Below are 20,858 nucleotides of genomic sequence, written 5' to 3' on the forward strand. Positions count from 1 at the left end.
TTCCGTCCCGCCGCGCTTCGATTAGCGTCGTGACATGACCAGCAACACCTCCCCCAGTCTCGCCGCAGCCCTCGCCGCCGGAACGGTCGTGCTGGACGGCGGCCTGTCCAACCAGCTGGAGTCGGCCGGACACGACCTGAGCGACGGGCTGTGGTCGGCACGGCTGCTCGCCGAGCGGCCCGAGGCGGTCACCGAGGCGCACCTCGCCTACTTCAGGGCGGGCGCGCGGGTCGCGATCACCGCCAGCTACCAGGCCACCTTCGAGGGCTTCGCGAAGCGCGGGACCAGCCGTGCGGAGGCGACCCGGTTGCTCGCGCTGAGCGTGGAGCTGGCCCGCCGGGCCGCCCGGCAGGCGCAGGAGGAGGGCGTCGACCGGCCGTTGTGGGTGGCGGCCTCCGTCGGCCCGTACGGGGCGATGCTCGCGGACGGCTCCGAGTACCGGGGCCGGTACGGGCTGAGCGTGGCGGAACTGGAGCGCTTCCACCGGCCCCGCCTGGAAGTGCTGGCCGGGGCCGCGCCGGACGTGCTGGCGCTGGAGACGGTGCCGGACGCGGACGAGGCGGCGGCCCTGCTGCGGGCGGTGCGGGGGCTCGGTGTGCCGGCCTGGCTGTCGTACACCGTCGACGGCCGCCGCACCCGCGCCGGACAGCCCCTGGAGGAGGCCTTCGCCCAGGCCGCCGACGCGGAGGAGGTCATCGCCGTCGGGGTCAACTGCTGCGCCCCGCAGGACGTGCCGTACGCGATCGACACCGCGGCCCGGGTCACCGGGAAGCCGGTCGTCGTCTATCCCAACAGCGGGGAGGCATGGGACGCGCAGGCACGCGCCTGGCGGGGCCGCAGCACGTTCGGCGCCGAGCAGGTCGCGGCGTGGCGGAACGCGGGGGCCCGGCTGATCGGGGGGTGCTGCCGGGTGGGACCGGAGGCGATCGAGGGAATCGCGGGAGCGGTCACGGCGTAGGAGGAGCGGGGCCGGGGGCGCCGTGGCCGGGGGCCCCTTGCGGGGTGGGGCGCATCGGTCGTCCGTCGTCACGCCGCCCGTCGTCACGCCGCCCGTTGTCATGCCGCCCGTCGTCACGGCGTCGCCGAGCGCCGGGCCCCGCTCGCGGCAGCGGCAGCGGCAGCGGCACGCGGGGCTCCCCGGTGGCCGGTGCCGGTGGCCGTCACCGTCGGCGGGCCGCCGCCGACCGGCGCAACCGTCGTACCGCCGCCGCCCACTCGGCCCCCGGGGCCCGGATCTCCTCGGCGGGGCCGGCCTGCGCGGCGCTGTGGGCGGTCGCCCAGAGGGCGAGTTCCGCGTCCCGTGGGCCGTATGCCGTGTACGGCCGGCCGTCGCCGAAGATGCGCACCGGATGGGAGGCGTCCCAGGCCTGCCACCCTGGGTCCCCGCTCGTGGCGAACCGCACCCAGGCGCCGTGCATCGCGTCGCACAGCTCGCGCGGTCCGCCCTCGCCGGCCAGCTTCTTCGACTCGGGCGCGTCGCCGGTGTCGAAGACGAACCCCAGTTCCAGCGCGTGGCAGGCGCCGAGGCCGGGGAGGCGGGACGGCCAGGCGAACTCGTAGACGTGGGACGTGCCGGGCCGGGCGTCGGCGAGGCGTTGCAGCGGGGCGCGCAGCAGGTGGTCCGTCACCATCTGGCCGACGACCTCGGCGACGCCGGCTTCGGGGTGGAGGGTGCGGTAGGCGCGGGGCACCTCGGGTCCGACGTGACAGCGGGCCATGGCCCCGGCGAGGGCGACGGCACCGAGCCGGTCGACGTGCTCCAGCATGCCGCCGGGTACGAACCAGAGCCGGTACTCGTCGCGGGTCCAGCCCATCAGCAGGTCGACACCCCGGGCGGCGTCGCCGTCGAGCAGGGCCCGCAGGGGGTCGCCGGGTACGAGGTCGCCGTCGACGACGATGCCGAACGCCGGCCCGCCCAGGACCGGGCCGCTGAGCCGGCCGGCCTCGGCCTGGGTGCGCAGCAGCAGGTCGCGGTCGACGGCGGCGAAAGCCTGCGCGGTGGCGGGTACCTTCAGCCGGGCGGCCATGCGGCGCACCATGCGTCGTACCTTGTCGCGGTCGGCGACCTCCGGTGCCCCGCTCTGCAGGACCGCGCGCCGGACCAGGCCGCGGGTCGCGGGGGCGGCGAGCAGCACGCCGGCACTGATGGCGCCGGCCGACTGGCCGCACAGGGTGACCTGGTCGGGGTCGCCGCCGAAGGCGCCGATCGTCTCGTGCACCCAGCGCAGGGCGGCGAACTGGTCGCGCAGGCCGGGGTTGGGGGGTGCGTCCGGGAAGAGTCCGTAGCCTTCGACACCCAGCCGGTAGTTGACCGAGACGCAGACGACGCCGTCGCGGGCGAAGGCGCGGCCGTCGTACACCGGCACGGCGGAGGAGCCTCTGGTCAGGGCGCCGCCGTGCAGCCAGACCAGGACGGGGAGCCGGGCGCCTGGTCCCGGCTCGGGTGTCCAGACGTTGAGGTTGAGGCAGTCGTCGCCGGGGACCACCGGGTCGGCGAGGTACCGGGCGAACGCTTCGGAGTACGGGGGTTTCGGCGCGGTGGGGCCGAAAGGACCGGCGTCACGCACGCCGTCCCAGGGCTCGGGCGGCTGGGGCGGGCGGAAGCGTCGGTGGCCGAAGGGCGGGGCGGCGTACGGGATGCCGCGGAACACCGCGACGCCGTCCTCGTACCGGCCGCGTACGGCACCGTGGAGTGTGCTGACCACGGGGCCCGTCCGGTCTGCCGTCATCGCCCGCCAGCCCTTCACCGCGCTCGCGCTCGTGCACCGTCCCCTTCAGAGCATCACATGGCCGGGGTGTATTCCGGTGGAGGGGCCCGGGGCTGGGCCGTTCGGCGTACCCGGGGGGGTGCCGAGGCGGTGGCGGTGGTCCCTCTGCGCCGGCGAGGGGCGGGTGGGTGGCTTGGAAGAGGGACGGCGGCCCCGGCGTCTGTGCGCGGGACGGGAGCAACGGCGCGCTCCGGGCGTACCGCGCCGGGGAGTTGACCGCCGGAGCCCGGCCGTCGGACCGTCAGGTGCGGTGCCGGGAGGCGGCGCTGACGGTGTGACGGCGGGCCGCGAGGGGTGCCGCTCCGGGGCCGACCCGTCGTCGTACGGCACACGGCCGCTCCCGATTGACCCGTCCTTCCGAGCGGACCTACCGTGGAAGGCGCTTTCTGCAAGGTATCGCGCCCCCGGTCCGTCAGGAGAGCCATGCCCAGCCCTCAGCCGCCGCGGGCCGTGTTCGCGATGGACCCGGTGCACCTGCCACTGCTCTTCCCGCCGCCCCTCATGGACCGGCTGGCGCGGACGGCCGACATCGACCCGGCCCGCGTCGTGCGGGACTTCGCCGATCCGGCGGCGGCCGGCGCTCTGGCCGCGGCCGAGGTGCTGATCACCGGCTGGGGCTGCCCCCACCTGGACGCCGGTGTCCTGGCCGCGGCCCCGAAGCTGCGTGCCGTGCTGCACGCCGCCGGCTCGGTCCGCTCCCTGGTCGGCGAGGCGCTGTGGAGCAACGGCGTCACCGTCTGCAGCGCCGCCACCGGCAACGCCCTGCCGGTGGCGGAGTACACGCTGGCGATGATCCTTCTCGTCGGCAAGGACGCCTTCGCGCACCACGAGCGCTACCGCCTCACCCACACCCGTCCCGGCCCCGCCGAGACCGCGGCCACCGGCAACCTCGGCCGCCGCGTCGGCGTCATCGGCGCCTCACGCGTGGGCCGCCGGCTCATGGAGCTGCTGCGGCCGTTCGACCTCACGGTCCTGTTGTACGACCCCTGCGTCGGTTCCGCCGAGGCCGCCGCGCTGGGCGCCGAACCGCTGCCGCTGGAGGAGCTGCTGCGGCGCAGCGACATCGTCAGCCTGCACGCCCCGGACCTTCCCGAGACCCGCCACATGCTGGACCGGGACCGGCTGGCCCTGATCCGGGACGGGGGCGTTCTGATCAACACCGCGCGCGGTGCGCTGGTCGACCACGAGGCGCTCACGCGGGAACTGGTGTCGGGACGCCTGAGCGCCGTCCTGGACGTCACCGAACCCGAACCGCCGCCAGCCGGTTCCCCGCTGTACCGGCTGCCCAACGTCTTCCTCACCCCGCACATCGCGGGCTCGCTCGGCAATGAGCTGGCACGGCTGGGCGCGATCGTGGTGGAGGAGCTGGAGCGGCTGGCCGGGGGCCTGCCCCCGCGGCACCGGGTGCGGCACGCGGACCTGACCCGCGTGGCCTGACGGCCGGACCACACGGAGACGCTCGCCTCGGCGGGCGTGCGGCAGCGCGCCGAGTACGTGCGGCACGCAGCCATCGGCCGCGGTGTTCGTGTGCGCGGACCGGATGGCGCTCGGTGCGTACGCGGCGCCGGCGGATGATGCACGGCGAACGCCCGGAGGGCACGCGCACGGAGCTGTCGACCCGGCCGGTCGAGCGCGCGAGCACGGCCGCGCCGCCGGCCGACCGCCCTGCGGCACGCGGACCGGTGCCGGACGGGCGGCCGACCGCGTGACGCGGGCCGCCGGTTCGTGCCGGGCACGGTGACCCCGCCGGTGCGGGCTTCGTTGGCCGGGCATGAACCACACCACGCGTACCGCCGCGGCCCTCGCCGTGGCCGCAGCCGCCCTGGTCACCGTCTACGGCTCGGCGCATGCCGCCTCCCGCACCGTCGCCCCCGGACAGCAGCGCGTCACCGTGGCCTCGCCCGCCGACGAGCACGACCCGAAGGAGGACGTCGAGCTGGACGAGAACGGCCGCCCCGACCTGACGGAGGACTGACTCCCCCGGCGGGGCAGCCGCACATCCGGCGACGGCCGGGCACCTCCCGCACGGGGTGCCCGGCCGTCCGACCGTTCCGCCGGCCCGTTCCCTCCCCGCTCAGTCCTCGGCGCCCCGGCCGGCGCCGACCAGGGCCTCCACCACGTCCACGGCGCTGCCGTCGTGGTCGCTGCCGGCGGTGCCGCTGCCGGTCTGCACGTTGGCCGCGCGGTCGACCTCGAGCCAGGAGTCGGCGTGGGAGTTGTCGATCACGGTGATCAGACTCTCGGACCCGGCCGCGGGCACGGCCCCGGCCGCCAGGAGCGCGGCGGCCACCGCCGTGGCCACGCCGACCAGGCCGGCCGTGGCCACGCCGGGCCGGGGTACGGCACCGGTCACACGCCCACGCCCTCGCGGGTGAGGCGTTCGGGGGCGATATTGCGCTCCAGCAGGCTGGTGGAGGCCTTCACACCGACCCCGCCGGCCGGGTCCACCTCCGGCAGCCGGCCGTCGGCCGCCTTGAGGCCGGCGAGGGCGGAGTCCATCGCCTCGTGCGCGGCGAACAGACAGGGGGTGCTGTAGATGGCGACGTCCACGCCGAGGTCGGACAGCTCGCCGAGGGACAGGCGGGGCGACTTGCCGCCGGCGATCTGGTTGAACAGCAGCGGTTTGTCCCCGACGACCTCCCGGATCCGCTTGATCCACTCGACGCTGCGCACGCCGTCCACCAGCACCACGTCGGCGTCCGTGGCCGCCAGCCGCTCGGCGCGGTGCAGGATGTCGTGCTCGTCGGTGGCGTCGGTACGGGCGACGACGACCAGGTCCTTGCGGGTCTGCAGGACCTTGTCCAGCTTCTCCAGGTACTCCTCCAGGGGGAGCACCTGCTTGCCGTCGGCGTGGCCGCAGCGCCGGGGCCGCTTCTGGTCCTCGAGGATCACCCCGGAGGCGCCGATGCGCTCCAGTCCCTCGACGACGTGGCAGGCGACCTCGGGATCGACGTACCCGTCGTCGATGTCGACCAGCAGGTGGTGGTGCGGGAACGCGCCGCGCAGCCGCTGGACGAAGGCCACCATGTCGGGCCAGGCGATGAATCCGATGTCCGGCAGCCCGTAGTACGAGGCCGCGAAACCGAAGCCCGAGACGAACATCCCGTCGTAGTGCTTGGCCGCGATCGACGCCGAGTACATGTCGTACACGCCGATCAGCGGAGTGGTCCCGGGCGCGGCGATGCGCTCCCGCAGCTTCTTCCCGTGAGTCAAGGTCCGGCTCCTTCGTGGGTGGGTGACGCGGGGCGGATGGGGGTGGGCCGCCGCGTCTCGACGCCCTTTGCCAAGACAAGAGCATCTCTAGATATTCACGTGACCTTTGCTCTACGCCACCTTTACTCACTCCGATGGCGGATCCGGTTCACCGCAGAAACGTCACTCGGGGAGCGGCGCGCGGCACATGGCGGGAACCGCAGACGCCGATTGAACGTGTTCAAATGCGGCCCTCCCGACGGGGTCCCGCCCGGCACGTGAAGGAGGGGCATGCGCAACGAGGACGGACCCGCCGCGAGCGGGCTGCGGCACGGGTTCGCCCAATTCGGGCGGTTCGGCCTGGTCCAGGCCCGCGCCTGTGCCTTCGCCGGGGCGCTGCTCGCCGGGATCGGGGCCTCCCGGCTGCTGCCCCCGCTGCCGGTCGCCCGCTACGACCTGGTCCTCGGCTACGGCGTGCTGCTCACCCTCCTCGCCCGCCGGGTCGGCTGGGAGACCCGCCGGGACACCGTCGTGATCGCCGTGTGCCATGTGCTGGGGCTGCTGTTCGAGCTGGTCAAGGTGCACCTGGGCTCGTGGAGTTACCCGGAGGACGCCCTCACCAAGATCGCCGGCGTGCCGCTGTACGGAGGCTTCATGTACGCGGCGGTCGCCGGATACGTCTGCCGGGCCCGGAGGCTGATGCGGCTGCGCTACACCCGCTACCGCGCCGCCGCCACGACCCTGGTCGCCGCAGCCGTCTATCTCAACTTCTTCACCCACCACTGGATACCCGACCTGCGCTGGCCGCTCGCGCTGGCGATGGCCGCCGCGACCGCCGGCACCTGGGTCGGCTTCAGCGTGGGCGCACACCGCTACCGCATGCCGCTCGCCCTCTCCTTCGTCCTGATCGGCTTCTTCCTGTGGGTCGCCGAGAACGCCGCGACCTATGCGGGCGCCTGGAGCTATCCGCAGCAGCTCGGCGGCTGGCAGCCGGTGCCGCTGACCAAGTTCGGTGCCTGGTCCCTGCTGATCAGCGTCACGTTCGTGCTCGCCGAACACCTCGGCACGCCCGGCCGGGAAGGACCCGGGGAGCACCCCTGAACGGGCGGTGGGAGGGCGACGGTGCCCGCATGGGCCGGCGCGGCGCCGGCCGGACGGCTCCGGCCCGCGCATCCGCGTCAGGCGAGGGCCGGGGCCCGGCGGATCGGCGCAGGGGTGGAGTGCCGGGTGGAGATCCGGAACGAGGGCATGCCGCCTTCTCCACCGCGGGATGCGCACCCGAGGGTGGACGGGCGCCGGTGCGGAGACGGGCGCCCGGCCGGCCGCGCAGTCACCGCCCACCACGCCGTCGCTGCGGGCGTCCCGTCGTCACCGCGGCCGTCCCGTCGTCACCGCGGCCGTCCCGCCGTCACCGCGGCCCTCCCGTGGTCACTGCGCGGAACGCGCCGTCGTCCCCCCGTCGCCGCCGTCGCCATGGCCCCCGTGCCCCTTGTGGGCGTGGTGCGGGTTCTTCGCGTGGGTGCGCAGGCGGGCCGTTACGTCCTCCGGGGGCAGGAAGCGGGACCAGCGCTCGGGGAACTCGGAGGGCATGTCGGGATCGTCGGGGTCGATCTCGCGGGCCGCCGCGGCACGGGCGACGTACTCGGCGACCTGCGCGTGGCGGACCCGCTCGTTGGCCTCGCGCGCGGCGGCCGTGGCCGCGGCCGGCCAGACCCGGTCGATGGCCGCGTTCACGGCCGCGCCGACGAGCACGGCGAAGGCGGACACGCCGATCCACAGCAGCACGGCGACGGCGGCGGCGAGGGAGCCGTAGATGGTGGCGCCCTCGATGGTGCTCGTGAGGTAGATGCGCAGCAGGAAGCTGCCCAGGACCCACATGGCGAGGGCGACCAGGGCGCCGGGCACGTCCTCGATCCACGGGGAGCGGACCGGCACGGACACGTGGTAAAGGGTCGTCAGGAAGACGATGGACAGGACGATCACGACCGGCCAGTACAGGACCTGGACGACCGTCTCCGACCAGGGCAGGATCCGCACCACCGCGTCCGGCCCGGCCACCATCAGCGGCAGCGCCACCGAGCCGATCAGCAGGGCCACGATGAACAGCAGGAACGCCATGATCCGGGTCTTGACGATGCCCCGGACGCCGTCCAGGCCGTACATCACGGTGATGGTGTCGATGAAGACGTTCACCGCGCGGGACCCCGACCACAGGGCGAACAGGAAGCCGATGGAGATGACGTCCGGCCGGCCGCCCTGCATCACGTCGTGCAGGATCGGCTCGGCGATGTCCTTGACGCCCTTGTCGGAGAGGACCGTGCGGGAGGCCTCCAGGAGGTTGGTCTCCAGACTGTGGATGGTGTCGGCGCCGGTCCAGTCGTCGACGTAGCCGAGCAGCCCGATCAGGCTCAGCAGCAGCGGCGGCACGGACAGCAGCGTGAAGAACGCCGCCTCGGCCGCCAGACCGAGGATGCGGTACTCCATGCACGAGTTGACGGTGTCCTTGAGCAGCAGCCAGGCGGTCCTGCGCTTGGAGACGTTCCGGTAGAGGGCTCTGGCCCGGTGGAGCCGACCGGCCGGCTGCTCTGGGGATTCACTTGCTGGCTGCACGTCCTAACGGTATCCGCCGCGCCGGGCCGTCCTCACCTTCCGGTGCGGTCCCGGGTCCGCCGCGTCCCGTTCCCGGCGCCGTGCCACGGCGGAGGCCATCACCGCCGCCGTCCCGGGTAGGTTCGCAACCATGGCAGGCACCTCCACGCACACCGTGACGAACCAGCCGCCCCCGCTGGTGGGCTACGACGTCTTCACCGCCGACCGGGCCCTCACCGAGGCCGTCGACCGCCACACGGCCCCGGACGTCCTGGACGAGGTACGTGCCGAGCTGTCCGCGCTCGGCCGGGCCGCCGGCTCCGCACAGCTGCACGAATGGGCGGACCAGGCGAACGCCCACCCGCCCGCGCTGCGCAGCCACGACCGGTACGGCCACCGGATCGACGAGGTCGAGTTCCACCCGGCCTGGCACCGGCTGCTCGGCAAGGGCGTCTCGGCCGGTCTGACCGGCGCCTGGACGCGGCCCGCCGGGCACGTGCGCCGGGCGGCCGGGTTCCTGGTCTGGACCCAGGTCGAGGCCGGCACCTGCTGCCCGCTGTCGATGACGCACGCGGCCGTGCCCGCGCTGCGCGCCGACGCCGCCCTGGCCGCCGAGTGGGAACCCCGGCTGACCTCCACGATCTACGACCGGGAGCTGCGGCCCCCCGGGCAGAAGCCCGGGGCGCTGTTCGGGATGGCCATGACCGAGAAGCAGGGCGGCAGCGACGTCCGGGCGAACACCACAGTGGCGCGGCCCCTCGCGGAGCCTGGTACCTATGTGCTGACGGGACACAAGTGGTTCTGTTCGGCGCCCATGTCGGACGCGTTCCTGGTCCTCGCGCAGGCCCCGGGCGGGCTGACGTGCTTCCTGGTCCCGCGCGTCCTGCCCGACGGCGGGCGCAACGTCTTCCTCCTCCAGCGGCTGAAGGACAAGCTGGGCAACCGCTCGAACGCCTCCGCCGAGGTGGAGTTCGCCGGCACCTGGGCGCGCCGGGTCGGCGAGGAGGGCCGCGGGGTGCACACCATCATCGGGATGGTCGCCGCGACCCGGCTGGACTGCGCGCTCGGCTCGGCGGGGCTGATGCGGCAGGCGGTGGCGCAGGCGGTGCACCACTGCGCCCACCGGGAGGCGTTCGGCGGGAAGCTGGTCGACAAGCCGCTGATGCGCAACGTCCTCGCCGATCTCGCGCTGGAGTCGGAGGCGGCGACGGTGCTCGCGCTGCGGCTCGCCGCGGCCTGCGACGACGGCGGCGAGCAGGAGCGGGCCTTCCTGCGGCTGGCGGTGCCGGCGGCCAAGTACTGGATCACCAAGCGCTGTGCGCCGGTGGCGGTGGAGGCGGCCGAGTGCCTGGGCGGCAACGGGTACGTCGAGGAGTCCGGCCTGCCCCGGCTGGTGCGGGAGTCGCCGCTGAACTCCGTCTGGGAGGGCGCCGGGAACGTGCAGGCGCTGGACGTGCTCCGGGCGCTGCGGCGGGAGCCGGGCGCGCTGGACGCCTGCCTCACCGAGATCGGCCGCGCGCACGGCGCCGACCACCGGCTGGACCGCGCGGTGAAGGACCTGTTCACCGAACTCGCCGACCTGGAGGGCGTCGAGGGCCGGGCCCGCCGTGTGGTGGAGCGGCTCGCCCTGGTCCTCCAGGGTTCCCTGCTCGTGCGGCACGCGCCGCCGGAGGTCGCCGACGCCTTCTGCGCCTCCCGCCTGGGCGGCGACCACGGCGCGTCCTTCGGCACGCTGCCGACGGGCCTGGACCTGGAGGCGGTGGTCCGCCGGGCGCAGCCGGAGTTCTGACACCGGGCGGAGCACGCGGTCGGGGCGGACCCGACCCGAGGCCACCGGCGCACCGCCCTTCAGCGCACGGCCGGACCGCCGGTCGACAGGGGGTGGTGCTGCGCCGACACGGCACCACCCCCGCCGACGGGGCCCGTCGAGCCCGCGGACGCGCAGTGCGTCGTCGTCAAGTCTCAGCCACCGCCCGGCGGTCCACCAGGGTTGCAGGGGGTTGCAACTTATGGGGGCACCTGCGCGGAGTCTGTGCCTCCGCCATGCCCGGAACGGCAGTATGAGAGGCGCAGTCGGACCGGAAACCGCCGTCCGGACGGCTTGACAAGTGTGTTCGACGCCTTTCCGGAGGACCCCAGTGGTGAACCCGCCGATGAACGTGGCGCGCCTGGCCGCCGTGGACGCGGCACAGGCGGCGCGGGTGCTGAACGAGGTGCGCGAGGCCACGCTCGCCGGGCGACGTGCGCGGATCGCGCCCCGGCCGGTGATCGAGCAGTCCTGGGGACGGATGCTGCGCAGCGGTGTCGACCCCGAACACGACTTCCGCTCGGGCCTGTTGCCGTCCGACGAGGTGCGCCGCCGCCGGGAGGAGTCCCCGCTGCGGCACGTCCTGCCGGTGCTGCGGCAGGGGTTGCTTTCGGTCGCGGACGCCGCCCAGCACATCATGGTGGTGGCGGACGCCGACGGGCGCGTGCTGTGGCGGGAGGGATCGGCCGCGGTGCTGCGCAAGGCCGACGGGCTCGGCTTCGAACTGGGCGCGGACTGGCGGGAAGACGTCGTCGGCACCAACGGCGTGGGCACCCCGGCGGTGGTGCGCCGGCCGGTGCAGGTGTTCGCCGCCGAGCACTTCGTGCGGTCGCACGCCTCCTGGACGTGTACGGGCGCGCCGGTCACCGATCCGCGCGACGGCCGGCTGCTCGGGGTGGTGGACATCAGCGGTCCGCTGGAGACCATGCACCCGGCCACCCTCGCCTGGGTGGATTCGGTGGCCAAACTGGCCGAGGCCCGGCTGCGGGAGCTGCACCAGACCTCGCTGGAGGGGCTGCGGGCGGTGGCGGCACCGGTGCTGGCCCGGCTGGCCGGACGGGCGGTGGTGGTGGACCGCGACGGCTGGGCGGCGGCCGTGACCGGGATGCCGTACGTGCGCCGGGTGGCGCTGCCCAAGTCGCTGGCGCCCGGCCGGCGGTGGCTGCCCTCGCTCGGATCGTGCGCGGTGGAGCCGCTGGCCGGCGGCTGGTTGCTGCGGGTGGAGGACGAGGCGGGGCCCGGTGCAGTGCGCCGGATCGTGCTGGACCTGTCCCGGGCGGGCCGCCGTACGGTACGGGTCACGGCCGGAGCGGTCTCCTGGTCGCATGAACTCAGCCCGAGGCACGCGGAGTTGCTCTTCCTGCTGGCGGAGCACCGGGAAGGGCGCGGGGCGGCGGAGCTGGCGGCGGACCTGTTCGGCGATCCGTCCCGGACGGTCACCGTGCGGGCCGAGATGTCCAGGATCCGGCGGTATCTAGGGGAACTCCTGCACCATCGGCCGTATCGTTTCTGCGACGAAGCAGAAGTGGACGTGATCCTTCCGGATGATCCGCGTGACCTGCTCCCCCAGTCGACGGCACCGGCGGTGACCCGGAAGCGGAATCCGGCGCACGACGGCCGGACCGGGCGGCCCCCGGCGTGAACGGCCGTCCGTCCGACCCCGGTCGCCCCCGGCCGCCCCCGTGCTCCCGCCATCGATCTGCGGCGACTTCACCCTGCCCGGCCCGTTCCTGCCGTAGCATCCCGTACGGGCCTCCCCACCTGTTCCTCGGGTCAACGTACGGATCACGAGGCGCAGTTGGCCCGTCCTCTGGAGGAGAGATGAAGCATCGCGGGAGACACCGCCGGCGCAGACGGGGTGCGGCACTGCGCGCCGTCCTGACCGGTACGGCGCTGGCGCTCACCGCCGCCGCCACCCTGATCAGCGCCTCCCAGGCCGAGGTCGGCAAGGGCCCGGGGGCGCTGAAGCCGCTGACCTCCGCCGCGGACACCGGCCCGCTGCGGCTCCAGGAGCACCTGGTGCCGGCCCGCACGCTGGACCGGCTCGCCGCCGCGATGGGCCACCCGGTCGGCGTGGACGACGTGCTGCGCAGCGCCGACCGCGATCTCCGTGAGGCCGCCGACTGCTCCTCCGCCGACCGCGCGTCCCTGCCCGTCGCCCCGGCCGCCGACCGCGCCTACTGCTGGGACCCGGCCGACACCGCCGCCGGCACCTGGCGGCCGGCCTCGGTGACCACCTCCGGGGACGCCGACGACGACGGCGTCTGGGGCACCCACCGGGTGGTCCTGGCCGGCTGGACCCACAGCACCACCGCCGGCCGCCCCGCCGAGCGGGGCCTCGCCCGGGTCGCCTTCGTCGACGCGGACGACCCCGAGCACCTGCCCTACCGCTGGGCGCTGCTGGTGGTGCCGGTCGACGGCGGCCGCGACTACCGAGGGCTGGCCTCCCGGATCTCCGGCATGGTCTGGTACGAGAACAAGCTGCTGGTCACCACCACGTCCGGCAGCGCCGACGCGCTCTACGTCTACGACCTCGACCGCATCCAGCGCACCACCGTCGACGCTCCCGCGATCGGCCGGGTGCCCGGCGGCTGGTCCGCCGACGGCTACCGCTACGTCCTGCCCGCGGTCGGCTCGTACCGCTTCACCGCCGGCCGCTGCGCCGCCGCAGGACCCCCCTGTCCCGGCGCGCTCGCCCTGGACCGCGGTACGGCGCCCGACAGCCTGGTCGCCGCGGAGTGGACCGCGCCGGACGGCGACCGGCACGCCCGGCTCTGGCGGTACGCGCTCAGCACCGACCCGGCGCGCGCCGGGCTGCTCGCCACGGACGCCCGCGGCCGGGCCGCCGCGGTGGAGGCGTACCGGACCCGGGCGACCGGGATCCGGGGCGTGCTGTCGTACCGGAAGGCGGGGGCCGACCGGGCGTCCTGGTATGTGGGACGGCTGCCCGGTTCGCAGGACGGGCACGGCGGACTGTGGCGGCAGGACGGCGAGGGGGCCCGGGCGGCCCGCTGCGGCGCCGACGCCTCGGACCGCTGCTGGGCGCGGGACGCGGGCTCCCTCTCCTACTGGCAGGCGACCGGCGAGGTGTGGTCGCTGTCCGACCGGATGCTGTTCGCGCTGCCGCTGGCCGGCCTCGACCACACCGTGGACTGACGCCCGGCGCCCCGACGGACGGGCGCCGGACGGGCGCCGGCCGCGTTCCCCGGGGCCGATCGACAGACCGGGCGGCGGGATGGTTCCCTGGCCCGCATGAGCAGCGTTCCTGTCACCACCTGGTCCCTGGAGCAGACGTCCCCGGCGGACCTCCTGCCCGCCGCCGCCCCCGAGGGCGACGTCCGGATCGTCCGCGCCGAGGTGCCCTCCCCCGAGTTCAGCCGCTTCCTGTACGCCTCGGTCGGCGGCGACATCCGGTGGACCGACCGGCTGGGCTGGACGTACGCGCGGTGGCAGGAGTACCTGGAGCGGCCCGGCGTGGAGACCTGGGTGGCCTACGACCGCGGCACCCCGGCCGGCTTCGTGGAACTGGAGCCGCAGGACGAGGGCGCGGTGGAGATCGTCTACTTCGGGCTGCTCCCCGCCTTCCGCGGCCGGCGCATCGGAGGGCACCTGCTGGCGTACGGCACGGCCCGCGCCTGGGACCTGGCCGAGCGGTGGCCGGGACGGACGCCGACCAAACGGGTGTGGCTGCACACCTGCAGCAAGGACGGCGAGTTCGCGATGGACAACTACCAGCGGCGCGGTTTCAAGCTGTTCGACACCAAGGTCGAGCTGGAGCCGGACGTGACCACGCCCGGGCCGTGGCCCGGGGCATACCCCGTCTGACCTGGCGGGACAAGCCTTCCGGCAGCGCATGTGAGGGAGGACACCCTTGTCCCATGATGCGAGACATGGGTGTCCGCATGACGGACGAAGCTGGACTGTGTCCAGATCGCCGTGACACGCTTCCGCCATGTCCGGAACTGGAATTGCCTTGGTGAGTCGGCTCCACGTCGACCTCGGCCGCATGTCCAGCGCCATCTGTCCGGCGAGCTGACGCCCCCAGCACCGCCGTTCACCTCCCGTACCTGATCCCGCTTGCGCAACGGCGCGCACTCCTGCCCGTATGCGCACGAACGCGCAGGTCAGAGCCGATTCCCCGCCTGTCCCGGAGGACGCACACCCATGGCCGCCACCCCACAGAACCCCGCCGCCTCAGCGCCCCGCCGCAAGGTGAGCCGTCACCGTGGTGAGGGCCAGTGGGCCGTCGGTCACTTCACGCCCCTCAACGGCAACGAGCAGTTCAAGAAGGACGACGACGGTCTCAACGTGCGGACACGCATTGAGACGATCTATTCCAAGCGCGGCTTCGCCTCCATCGACCCGAACGACCTGCGCGGCCGGATGCGCTGGTGGGGCCTGTACACCCAGCGCAAGCCCGGGATCGACGGCGGCAAGACCGCGGTCCTGGAGCCGGAGGAGCTCGACGACGAGTACTTCATGCTGCGCGTGCGCATCGACGGCGGGGCGCTGACCACGCGGCAGCTGCGGGTGATCGGCGAGGTCTCCGAGGAGTTCGCGCGCGGTACGGCGGACATCACCGACCGGCAGAACGTCCAGTACCACTGGATCCGGATCGAGGACGTGCCCGAGATCTGGAACCGGCTGGAGGGCGTGGGCCTCTCCACGGTCACCGCCTGCGGTGACACCCCGCGCGTGATGATCGGCTCCCCCGTGGCGGGCATCGCCGAGGACGAGATCATCGACGCCACGCCGGCGCTGGAGGAGATGAAGCGCCGCGTCCTGAACAACAAGGCGTACTCGAACCTCCCGCGCAAGTTCAAGACGGCCATCTCGGGTTCGCCGCTGCTGGACGTGGTGCACGAGATCAACGACGTGGCGTTCGTCGGCGTACGCCACCCCGAGCACGGCCCGGGCTTCGACGTGTGGGTCGGCGGCGGTCTGTCCACCAACCCCAAGCTCGGCGTGCGGCTCGGCGCCTGGGTGCCGGTCGACGAGGTCCCGGACGTCTACGAGGGCGTCATCTCGATCTTCCGTGACTACGGCTACCGGCGGCTGCGCAACCGCGCCCGCCTGAAGTTCCTGGTGGCCGACTGGGGCGCGGAGAAGTTCCGGCAGGTGCTGGAGGACGAGTACCTGGGCGGGCGCAAGCTGGTCGACGGGCCCGCCCCCGAGCAGCCGGTGCAGCAGTGGCGCGACCACATCGGTGTGCACCGCCAGAAGGACGGCCGGTTCTACGTCGGCTTCGCGCCGCGCGTCGGCCGGGTCGACGGGGCCACGCTGACGAAGGTCGCCGACCTCGCCGAGGCGCACGGATCGGGCCGGGTCCGCACCACCGTCGAGCAGAAGATGATCATCCTCGACGTCGAGCAGGACAGGGTCGACTCGCTGGTGGAGGGCCTGGAGGCGCTGGACCTCACCGCGCGGCCGTCCTCCTTCCGGCGCGGCACGATGGCCTGCACCGGCATCGAGTTCTGCAAGCTCGCCATCGTGGAGACCAAGCAGCGCGGCGCCCAGCTGATCGACGAGCTGGAACGCCGGCTGCCGGACTTCGACGAGCCGATCACCATCAACCTCAACGGCTGCCCGAACGCGTGCGCCCGCATCCAGGTGGCGGACATCGGTCTCAAGGGCCAGTTGGTCCTCGACGACCGGGGCGAGCAGGTCGAGGGCTACCAGGTGCACCTCGGTGGCGCGCTGGGCCTGGAGGCGGGCTTCGGCCGCAAGGTGCGCGGGCTGAAGGTCACCTCCGAGGAACTGCCCGACTACATCGAGCGGGTGCTCACGCGCTTCAGGGCGGAACGCGAGGACGGCGAGCGGTTCGCGGCCTGGGCCGCGCGCGCCTCCGAGGAGGCCCTGTCGTGAGCGAGCGTGCCGCGCCCTTCCACTGCCCCTACTGCGGTGACGAGGACCTGCGTCCGCACGAGCAGGGTCACGGCACCTGGGAATGCGGGGCGTGCAACCGCGCCTTCCAGCTGAAGTTCCTCGGGCTGCTCGCCCGGGGACTGCGGCGAGCCGACAACGGAGGGGACGACCGGATATGACGACGGCTCAGCAGAAGCGTACGGCCGACGAGTTGAAGGTACTCGCCGAGCAGGCGGGCCGTGACCTGGAGGACGCCTCCGCGCTGGAGGTCCTCCAGTGGGCGGTGGACACCTTCGGGAGGGCGTTCTGCGTCACCTCCTCGATGGAGGACGCCGTGGTCGCCCACCTCGCCTCGCGCGTGCGGACGGGCGGCGCCCCGGTGGACGTGATCTTCCTGGACACCGGCTACCACTTCCCGGAGACCATCGGCACCCGGGACGCCGTGGAGGCCGTGATGGACGTCAACGTCATCACCCTCACCCCGCGGCAGACGGTCGCCGAGCAGGACGCGCAGTACGGCCCGAAGCTGCACGACCGCGACCCCGATCTGTGCTGCAGGCTGCGCAAGGTGCAGCCGCTGGAAGAGGGACTGGAGAACTACCAGGCGTGGGCGACGGGCCTGCGCCGCGACGAGTCCCCGACCCGGGCGAACACCCCGGTCGTCGGCTGGGACGAGAAGCGGCGGAAGGTCAAGATCTCGCCGATCGCCCGCTGGACCCAGGACGACGTGGACGCGTACGTCGCCGAACACGGTGTGCTCACCAACCCGCTGCTGACGGACGGTTACGCCTCCGTCGGCTGCGCCCCCTGCACCCGCAGGGTGCTGGCGGGCGAGGACGCGCGGGCCGGCCGCTGGGCGGGCCGCGCCAAGACCGAGTGCGGGCTGCACGGATGACGACCAACCATCAGGAGACTGACGTGACGACCGGAGCCACCGTCTGGCTCACGGGTCTGCCGAGCGCCGGCAAGACCACCATCGCGTACGAGCTGGCGGACCGGCTGCGTGCCGAGGGCCACCGGGTCGAGGTGCTCGACGGCGACGAGATCCGCGAGTTCATCTCGGCGGGCCTCGGCTTCTCGCGGGAGGACCGGCACACCAACGTCCAGCGCATCGGCTTCGTGGCGGAGCTGCTGGCCCGCAACGGCGTCAAGGCGCTGGTGCCGGTGATCGCGCCGTACGGCGACAGCCGGGACGCGGTCCGCAAGCGGCACGAGGAGAACGGGACGCCGTACCTGGAGATCCACGTGGCGACGCCGGTCGAGGTGTGCAGCGTGCGCGATGTGAAGGGGCTGTACGCCAAGCAGGCGGCGGGCGAGCTGACCGGGCTCACCGGGGTCGACGACCCGTACGAGGAGCCCGAGCGTCCGGATCTGCGCATCGAGTCGCAGCACCAGACGGTCCGGGAGTCCGCCGGGTCGGTGTACGCGCTGCTCAGCGAGAGGGGACTGGCATGACCACGGTCGCCAAGGCCAAGGAGGGCGGCGAGGGCACGGCGAGCCCGTACGCCCTGTCGCACCTGGACGCCCTGGAGTCCGAGGCGGTGCACATCTTCCGCGAGGTGGCGGGCGAGTTCGAGAACCCGGTGATCCTGTTCTCCGGTGGCAAGGACTCCATCGTCATGCTGCACCTCGCGCTGAAGGCGTTCGCGCCGGCCGGGATCCCCTTCTCCCTGCTGCATGTGGACACGGGACACAACTTCCCGGAAGTCCTCCAGTACCGGGACCGTGTGGTGGCCGCACATGGGCTGCGTCTCCATGTGGCCTCCGTCCAGGACTACATCGACCGCGGTGTGCTCAAGGAACGTCCCGACGGCACCCGCAACCCGCTCCAGACCCTCCCGCTCACCGAGAAGATCCAGTCGGAGAGGTTCGACGCGGTCTTCGGCGGCGGCCGGCGCGACGAGGAGAAGGCCCGGGCCAAGGAGCGGGTGTTCTCGCTGCGCGACGAGTTCTCGCAGTGGGACCCGCGCCGCCAGCGCCCCGAGCTGTGGAACCTGTACAACGGCCGGCACGCGCCCGGCGAGCACGTGCGGGTCTTCCCGCTGTCCAACTGGACCGAGCTGGACGTCTGGCAGTACATCGCCCGGGAGGGCATCGAACTGCCGGAGATCTACTTCGCGCACGAGCGCGAGGTGTTCCGGCGGGACGGCATGTGGCTGACCGCGGGTGAGTGGGGCGGCCCGAAGGACGGCGAGTCCGTCGAGAAGCGGCTCGTGCGGTACCGCACCGTGGGCGACATGTCCTGCACGGGCGCCGTCGACTCCGACGCCACCACGCTGGACGCCGTCATCGCCGAGATCGCCGCCTCCCGGCTCACCGAGCGCGGCGCGACCCGCGCCGACGACAAGATGTCCGAGGCCGCGATGGAAGACCGCAAGCGCGAGGGGTACTTCTAAGCATGAGCACGACCACGACCGAGGCGCTCTCGGCCACCACCCTGCTGCGGTTCGCGACCGCCGGCTCCGTCGACGACGGCAAGTCCACGCTCGTCGGACGGCTGCTGCACGACTCCAAGTCGGTCCTCACCGACCAGCTGGAGGCCGTGGAGCGCGCCTCCGCGAGCCGTGGCCAGGAGGGCCCGGACCTCGCGCTGCTCACCGACGGTCTGCGCGCCGAACGGGAGCAGGGCATCACCATCGACGTCGCCTACCGCTACTTCGCGACCCCGCGCCGCCGGTTCATCCTCGCCGACACGCCCGGTCACGTGCAGTACACCCGCAACATGGTGACGGGCGCCTCCACGGCCGAGCTGACGGTGATCCTCATCGACGCCCGCAACGGCGTGGTCGAGCAGACCCGCCGGCACGCGGCCATCGCCGCCCTCCTGCGCGTCCCGCACGTGGTGCTGGCCGTCAACAAGATGGACCTGGTCGGCTACGAGGAGCCCGTGTTCGCCGCGATCGCCGAGGAGTTCACGGCGTACGCGACCGAGCTGGGCGTCCCCGAGGTCACCGCGATCCCGATCTCGGCGCTGGCCGGTGACAACGTGGTGGAGCCGTCGGCGAACATGGACTGGTACGGCGGCCCGACCGTGCTGGAACACCTGGAGACGGTGCCGGTCAGCCACGACCTGGCGCACTGCCACGCGCGGCTGCCCGTGCAGTACGTGATCCGGCCGCAGACCGCCGAGCACCCGGACTACCGCGGTTACGCGGGCCAGATCGCCGCCGGCACCTTCCGGGTGGGCGAACCGGTCACCGTGCTGCCGTCCGGCCGCACCACGACCATCGCCGGCATCGACCTGCTGGGCCGGCCGGTCGACACGGCCTGGACGACGCAGTCGGTGACGGTGCTGCTGGCGGACGACATCGACGTCTCGCGCGGCGACCTGATCGTGCCGACGAAGGACGCGCCGGCCACCACGCAGGACGTGGAGGCGACCGTCTGCCACGTGGCCGACACCCCGCTGACCGTCGGCCACCGGGTGCTGCTCAAGCACGGCACGCGCACGGTCAAGGCGATCGTGAAGGACATCCCGTCCCGGCTGACGCTCGACGACCTGTCCCTGCACCCGCACCCGGGACGGCTCGCCGCCAACGACATCGGCCGCGTGAAGATCCGTACCGCCGAGCCGCTGCCGGTCGACTCCTACGCCGACTCGCGCCGCACGGGGTCGTTCATCCTGATCGACCCCGCGGACGGCACCACGCTCACCGCGGGCATGGTCGGCGAGTCCTTCGCGTCCCCGGAACCGGTCAAGGACGAGGCCGACGACGAAGGGTGGGACTTCTAGACATGAACTCCACCGATTTCTACTCGACGTTCGCGAAGGAGGGCGGCCGCGTCGGCAGCGGTGCCCTCGGCAGCGGACAGGGCGGAGTCGCACGATGTGCGCGCTGACGTACGCGCACTGCTTGCGCGCCCCGTCCCCCCACCCGACGTCCCGGACGAGACGAAGACCCTTGCCGAACACCCGGCCACGACCTGAAAGACCGTGACCGCCGGGCCAACGAGAGGAAAGCCTCCCGTGCCTGCCAACCGCTCCACTCTTCTTCGCCGCGGTGTCGCCGTGGTAGCAGCTCTTCCCCTGCTCACCCTCGCCGCCTGCGGTTACGGGTCCAAGTCCACCGCAGACAACGCCAAGGAGAAGGTCGCCGCCGGCTCGTCCAAGATCGACGGTCTCGGGTCCGTCAAGATCGGCTACTTCGGCAACCTGACCCACGGCACCGCGCTCGTCGCCCGTCAGCAGGGCCTGTTCCAGAAGGAACTCGGCGCCACCAAGGCGGACTACCAGATCTTCAACGCCGGTCCCTCGGAGATCGAGGCGCTCAACTCCGGCTCCATCGACATCGGCTGGATCGGCCCGTCCCCGTCCATCAACGGCTACGTCAAGTCCGGCGGCAAGGGCTTGAAGATCATCGGCGGTTCGGCCTCCGGCGGTGTGAAGCTGGTCGTCAACCCGAAGAAGATCACCTCCCTGAAGGACGTCAAGGGCAAGAAGATCGCCACGCCGCAGCTCGGCAACACCCAGGACGTGGCGTTCCTCAACTGGATCGCCGACCAGGGCTGGAAGGTCGACGCCAACACCGGCAAGGGCGACGTCTCGGTGGTCGGCGCCGCCAACAAGATCACCCCGGACGCCTACAAGTCCGGTGCGGTCGACGGCGCCTGGGTGCCGGAGCCGACCGCGTCCAAGC

Annotated in this window: 20 protein-coding genes; 16 read left to right on the forward strand and 4 right to left on the reverse strand. The window is 73.2% G+C overall.

Annotation, left to right across the window (positions count from 1 at the left end; translation table 11 throughout):
- Positions 1-34: 34 nt before the first annotated feature.
- A complete protein-coding gene (gene mmuM, locus IE312_RS21750; protein ID WP_189984029.1) occupies positions 35-958 on the forward strand; it encodes a homocysteine S-methyltransferase in 924 nt (307 codons plus the stop codon).
- Between the two features lie 202 nt (positions 959-1,160).
- Here mmuM and IE312_RS21755 read toward each other — a convergent pair whose 3' ends face one another.
- Positions 1,161-2,729 (reverse strand): carboxylesterase/lipase family protein, encoded by a 1,569-nt coding sequence (locus IE312_RS21755; RefSeq protein WP_189984030.1) that lies wholly within the window; start codon positions 2,727-2,729, stop codon positions 1,161-1,163.
- 462 nt (positions 2,730-3,191) lie between these two features.
- Between IE312_RS21755 and IE312_RS21760 the strand changes: the two genes are divergently transcribed.
- Both IE312_RS21760 and IE312_RS21765 read left to right on the forward strand, forming a co-directional pair.
- A complete protein-coding gene (locus IE312_RS21760) occupies positions 3,192-4,205 on the forward strand; it encodes a hydroxyacid dehydrogenase (protein ID WP_189984031.1) in 1,014 nt (337 codons plus the stop codon).
- 334 nt (positions 4,206-4,539) lie between these two features.
- Positions 4,540-4,743 (forward strand): hypothetical protein, encoded by a 204-nt coding sequence (locus tag IE312_RS21765; RefSeq protein ID WP_189984032.1) that lies wholly within the window; start codon positions 4,540-4,542, stop codon positions 4,741-4,743.
- 99 nt (positions 4,744-4,842) lie between these two features.
- On the opposite strand, the gene IE312_RS21770 is transcribed toward IE312_RS21765, so the two are convergent.
- Complete coding sequence (locus IE312_RS21770; RefSeq protein WP_229900267.1) at positions 4,843-5,121, reverse strand: hypothetical protein; 279 nt, start codon at positions 5,119-5,121, stop codon at positions 4,843-4,845.
- A complete protein-coding gene (locus tag IE312_RS21775) occupies positions 5,118-5,981 on the reverse strand; it encodes an isocitrate lyase/PEP mutase family protein (RefSeq protein ID WP_189984033.1) in 864 nt (287 codons plus the stop codon). Before IE312_RS21775 ends, IE312_RS21770 begins: the two co-directional genes overlap by 4 nt.
- Positions 5,982-6,251: 270 nt before the next feature.
- On the opposite strand from IE312_RS21775, the gene IE312_RS21780 reads away from it, so the two are divergent.
- The gene (locus tag IE312_RS21780; RefSeq protein WP_189984034.1) at positions 6,252-7,061 is read left to right on the forward strand and encodes a DUF817 domain-containing protein; all 810 of its coding nucleotides are present in this window, start codon (positions 6,252-6,254) and stop codon (positions 7,059-7,061) included.
- Between the two features lie 327 nt (positions 7,062-7,388).
- Here the strand turns inward: IE312_RS21780 and IE312_RS21785 are convergent, their stop codons facing one another.
- Positions 7,389-8,570: a YihY/virulence factor BrkB family protein gene (locus IE312_RS21785; protein ID WP_189984035.1), complete on the reverse strand. Its 1,182-nt coding sequence runs from the start codon at positions 8,568-8,570 to the stop codon at positions 7,389-7,391.
- A 130-nt stretch (positions 8,571-8,700) separates the two neighbouring features.
- Here IE312_RS21785 and IE312_RS21790 point away from each other — a divergent pair, with 130 nt between their 5' ends.
- The 12 genes from IE312_RS21790 to IE312_RS21845 all read left to right on the forward strand — a co-directional run.
- Positions 8,701-10,338 (forward strand): acyl-CoA dehydrogenase family protein, encoded by a 1,638-nt coding sequence (locus IE312_RS21790; protein ID WP_189984036.1) that lies wholly within the window; start codon positions 8,701-8,703, stop codon positions 10,336-10,338.
- 364 nt (positions 10,339-10,702) lie between these two features.
- Entirely contained in the window at positions 10,703-11,998 is a 1,296-nt protein-coding gene (locus tag IE312_RS21795) for a GAF domain-containing protein (protein WP_189984179.1), read from the forward strand.
- Positions 11,999-12,177: 179 nt separating this feature from the next.
- A complete protein-coding gene (locus tag IE312_RS21800; RefSeq protein WP_189984037.1) occupies positions 12,178-13,512 on the forward strand; it encodes a hypothetical protein in 1,335 nt (444 codons plus the stop codon).
- A 96-nt stretch (positions 13,513-13,608) separates the two neighbouring features.
- The gene (locus tag IE312_RS21805) at positions 13,609-14,181 is read left to right on the forward strand and encodes a GNAT family N-acetyltransferase (protein WP_189984038.1); all 573 of its coding nucleotides are present in this window, start codon (positions 13,609-13,611) and stop codon (positions 14,179-14,181) included.
- A gap of 127 nt (positions 14,182-14,308) precedes the next feature.
- Entirely contained in the window at positions 14,309-14,392 is an 84-nt protein-coding gene (locus tag IE312_RS44190; RefSeq protein ID WP_318298835.1) for a putative leader peptide, read from the forward strand.
- 128 nt (positions 14,393-14,520) lie between these two features.
- A complete protein-coding gene (locus tag IE312_RS21810; protein ID WP_189984039.1) occupies positions 14,521-16,221 on the forward strand; it encodes a nitrite/sulfite reductase in 1,701 nt (566 codons plus the stop codon).
- Complete coding sequence (locus IE312_RS21815; protein WP_189984040.1) at positions 16,218-16,400, forward strand: hypothetical protein; 183 nt, start codon at positions 16,218-16,220, stop codon at positions 16,398-16,400. The genes IE312_RS21810 and IE312_RS21815 overlap by 4 nt, the downstream gene beginning before the upstream one ends.
- Positions 16,397-17,116, forward strand: coding sequence for a phosphoadenylyl-sulfate reductase (locus IE312_RS21820; RefSeq protein WP_189984041.1), 720 nt, complete (start codon positions 16,397-16,399; stop codon positions 17,114-17,116). The genes IE312_RS21815 and IE312_RS21820 overlap by 4 nt, the downstream gene beginning before the upstream one ends.
- Before the next feature lie 23 nt (positions 17,117-17,139).
- On the forward strand, positions 17,140-17,676 hold the full coding sequence (gene cysC, locus IE312_RS21825) for an adenylyl-sulfate kinase (protein WP_229900269.1): 537 nt from the start codon (positions 17,140-17,142) through the stop codon (positions 17,674-17,676).
- Entirely contained in the window at positions 17,673-18,617 is a 945-nt protein-coding gene (gene cysD, locus IE312_RS21830; protein ID WP_189984043.1) for a sulfate adenylyltransferase subunit CysD, read from the forward strand. The genes cysC and cysD overlap by 4 nt, the downstream gene beginning before the upstream one ends.
- A 2-nt stretch (positions 18,618-18,619) precedes the next feature.
- The gene (locus tag IE312_RS21835) at positions 18,620-19,954 is read left to right on the forward strand and encodes a sulfate adenylyltransferase subunit 1 (protein ID WP_189984044.1); all 1,335 of its coding nucleotides are present in this window, start codon (positions 18,620-18,622) and stop codon (positions 19,952-19,954) included.
- Between the two features lie 234 nt (positions 19,955-20,188).
- A partial coding sequence (locus tag IE312_RS21845) for an ABC transporter substrate-binding protein (RefSeq protein WP_189984045.1) occupies positions 20,189-20,858 on the forward strand: 670 nt, incomplete at its 3' end.

Origin of the sequence: Streptomyces capoamus (assembly GCF_014654935.1) — a bacterium.
Lineage (GTDB): Bacteria > Actinomycetota > Actinomycetes > Streptomycetales > Streptomycetaceae > Streptomyces > Streptomyces capoamus.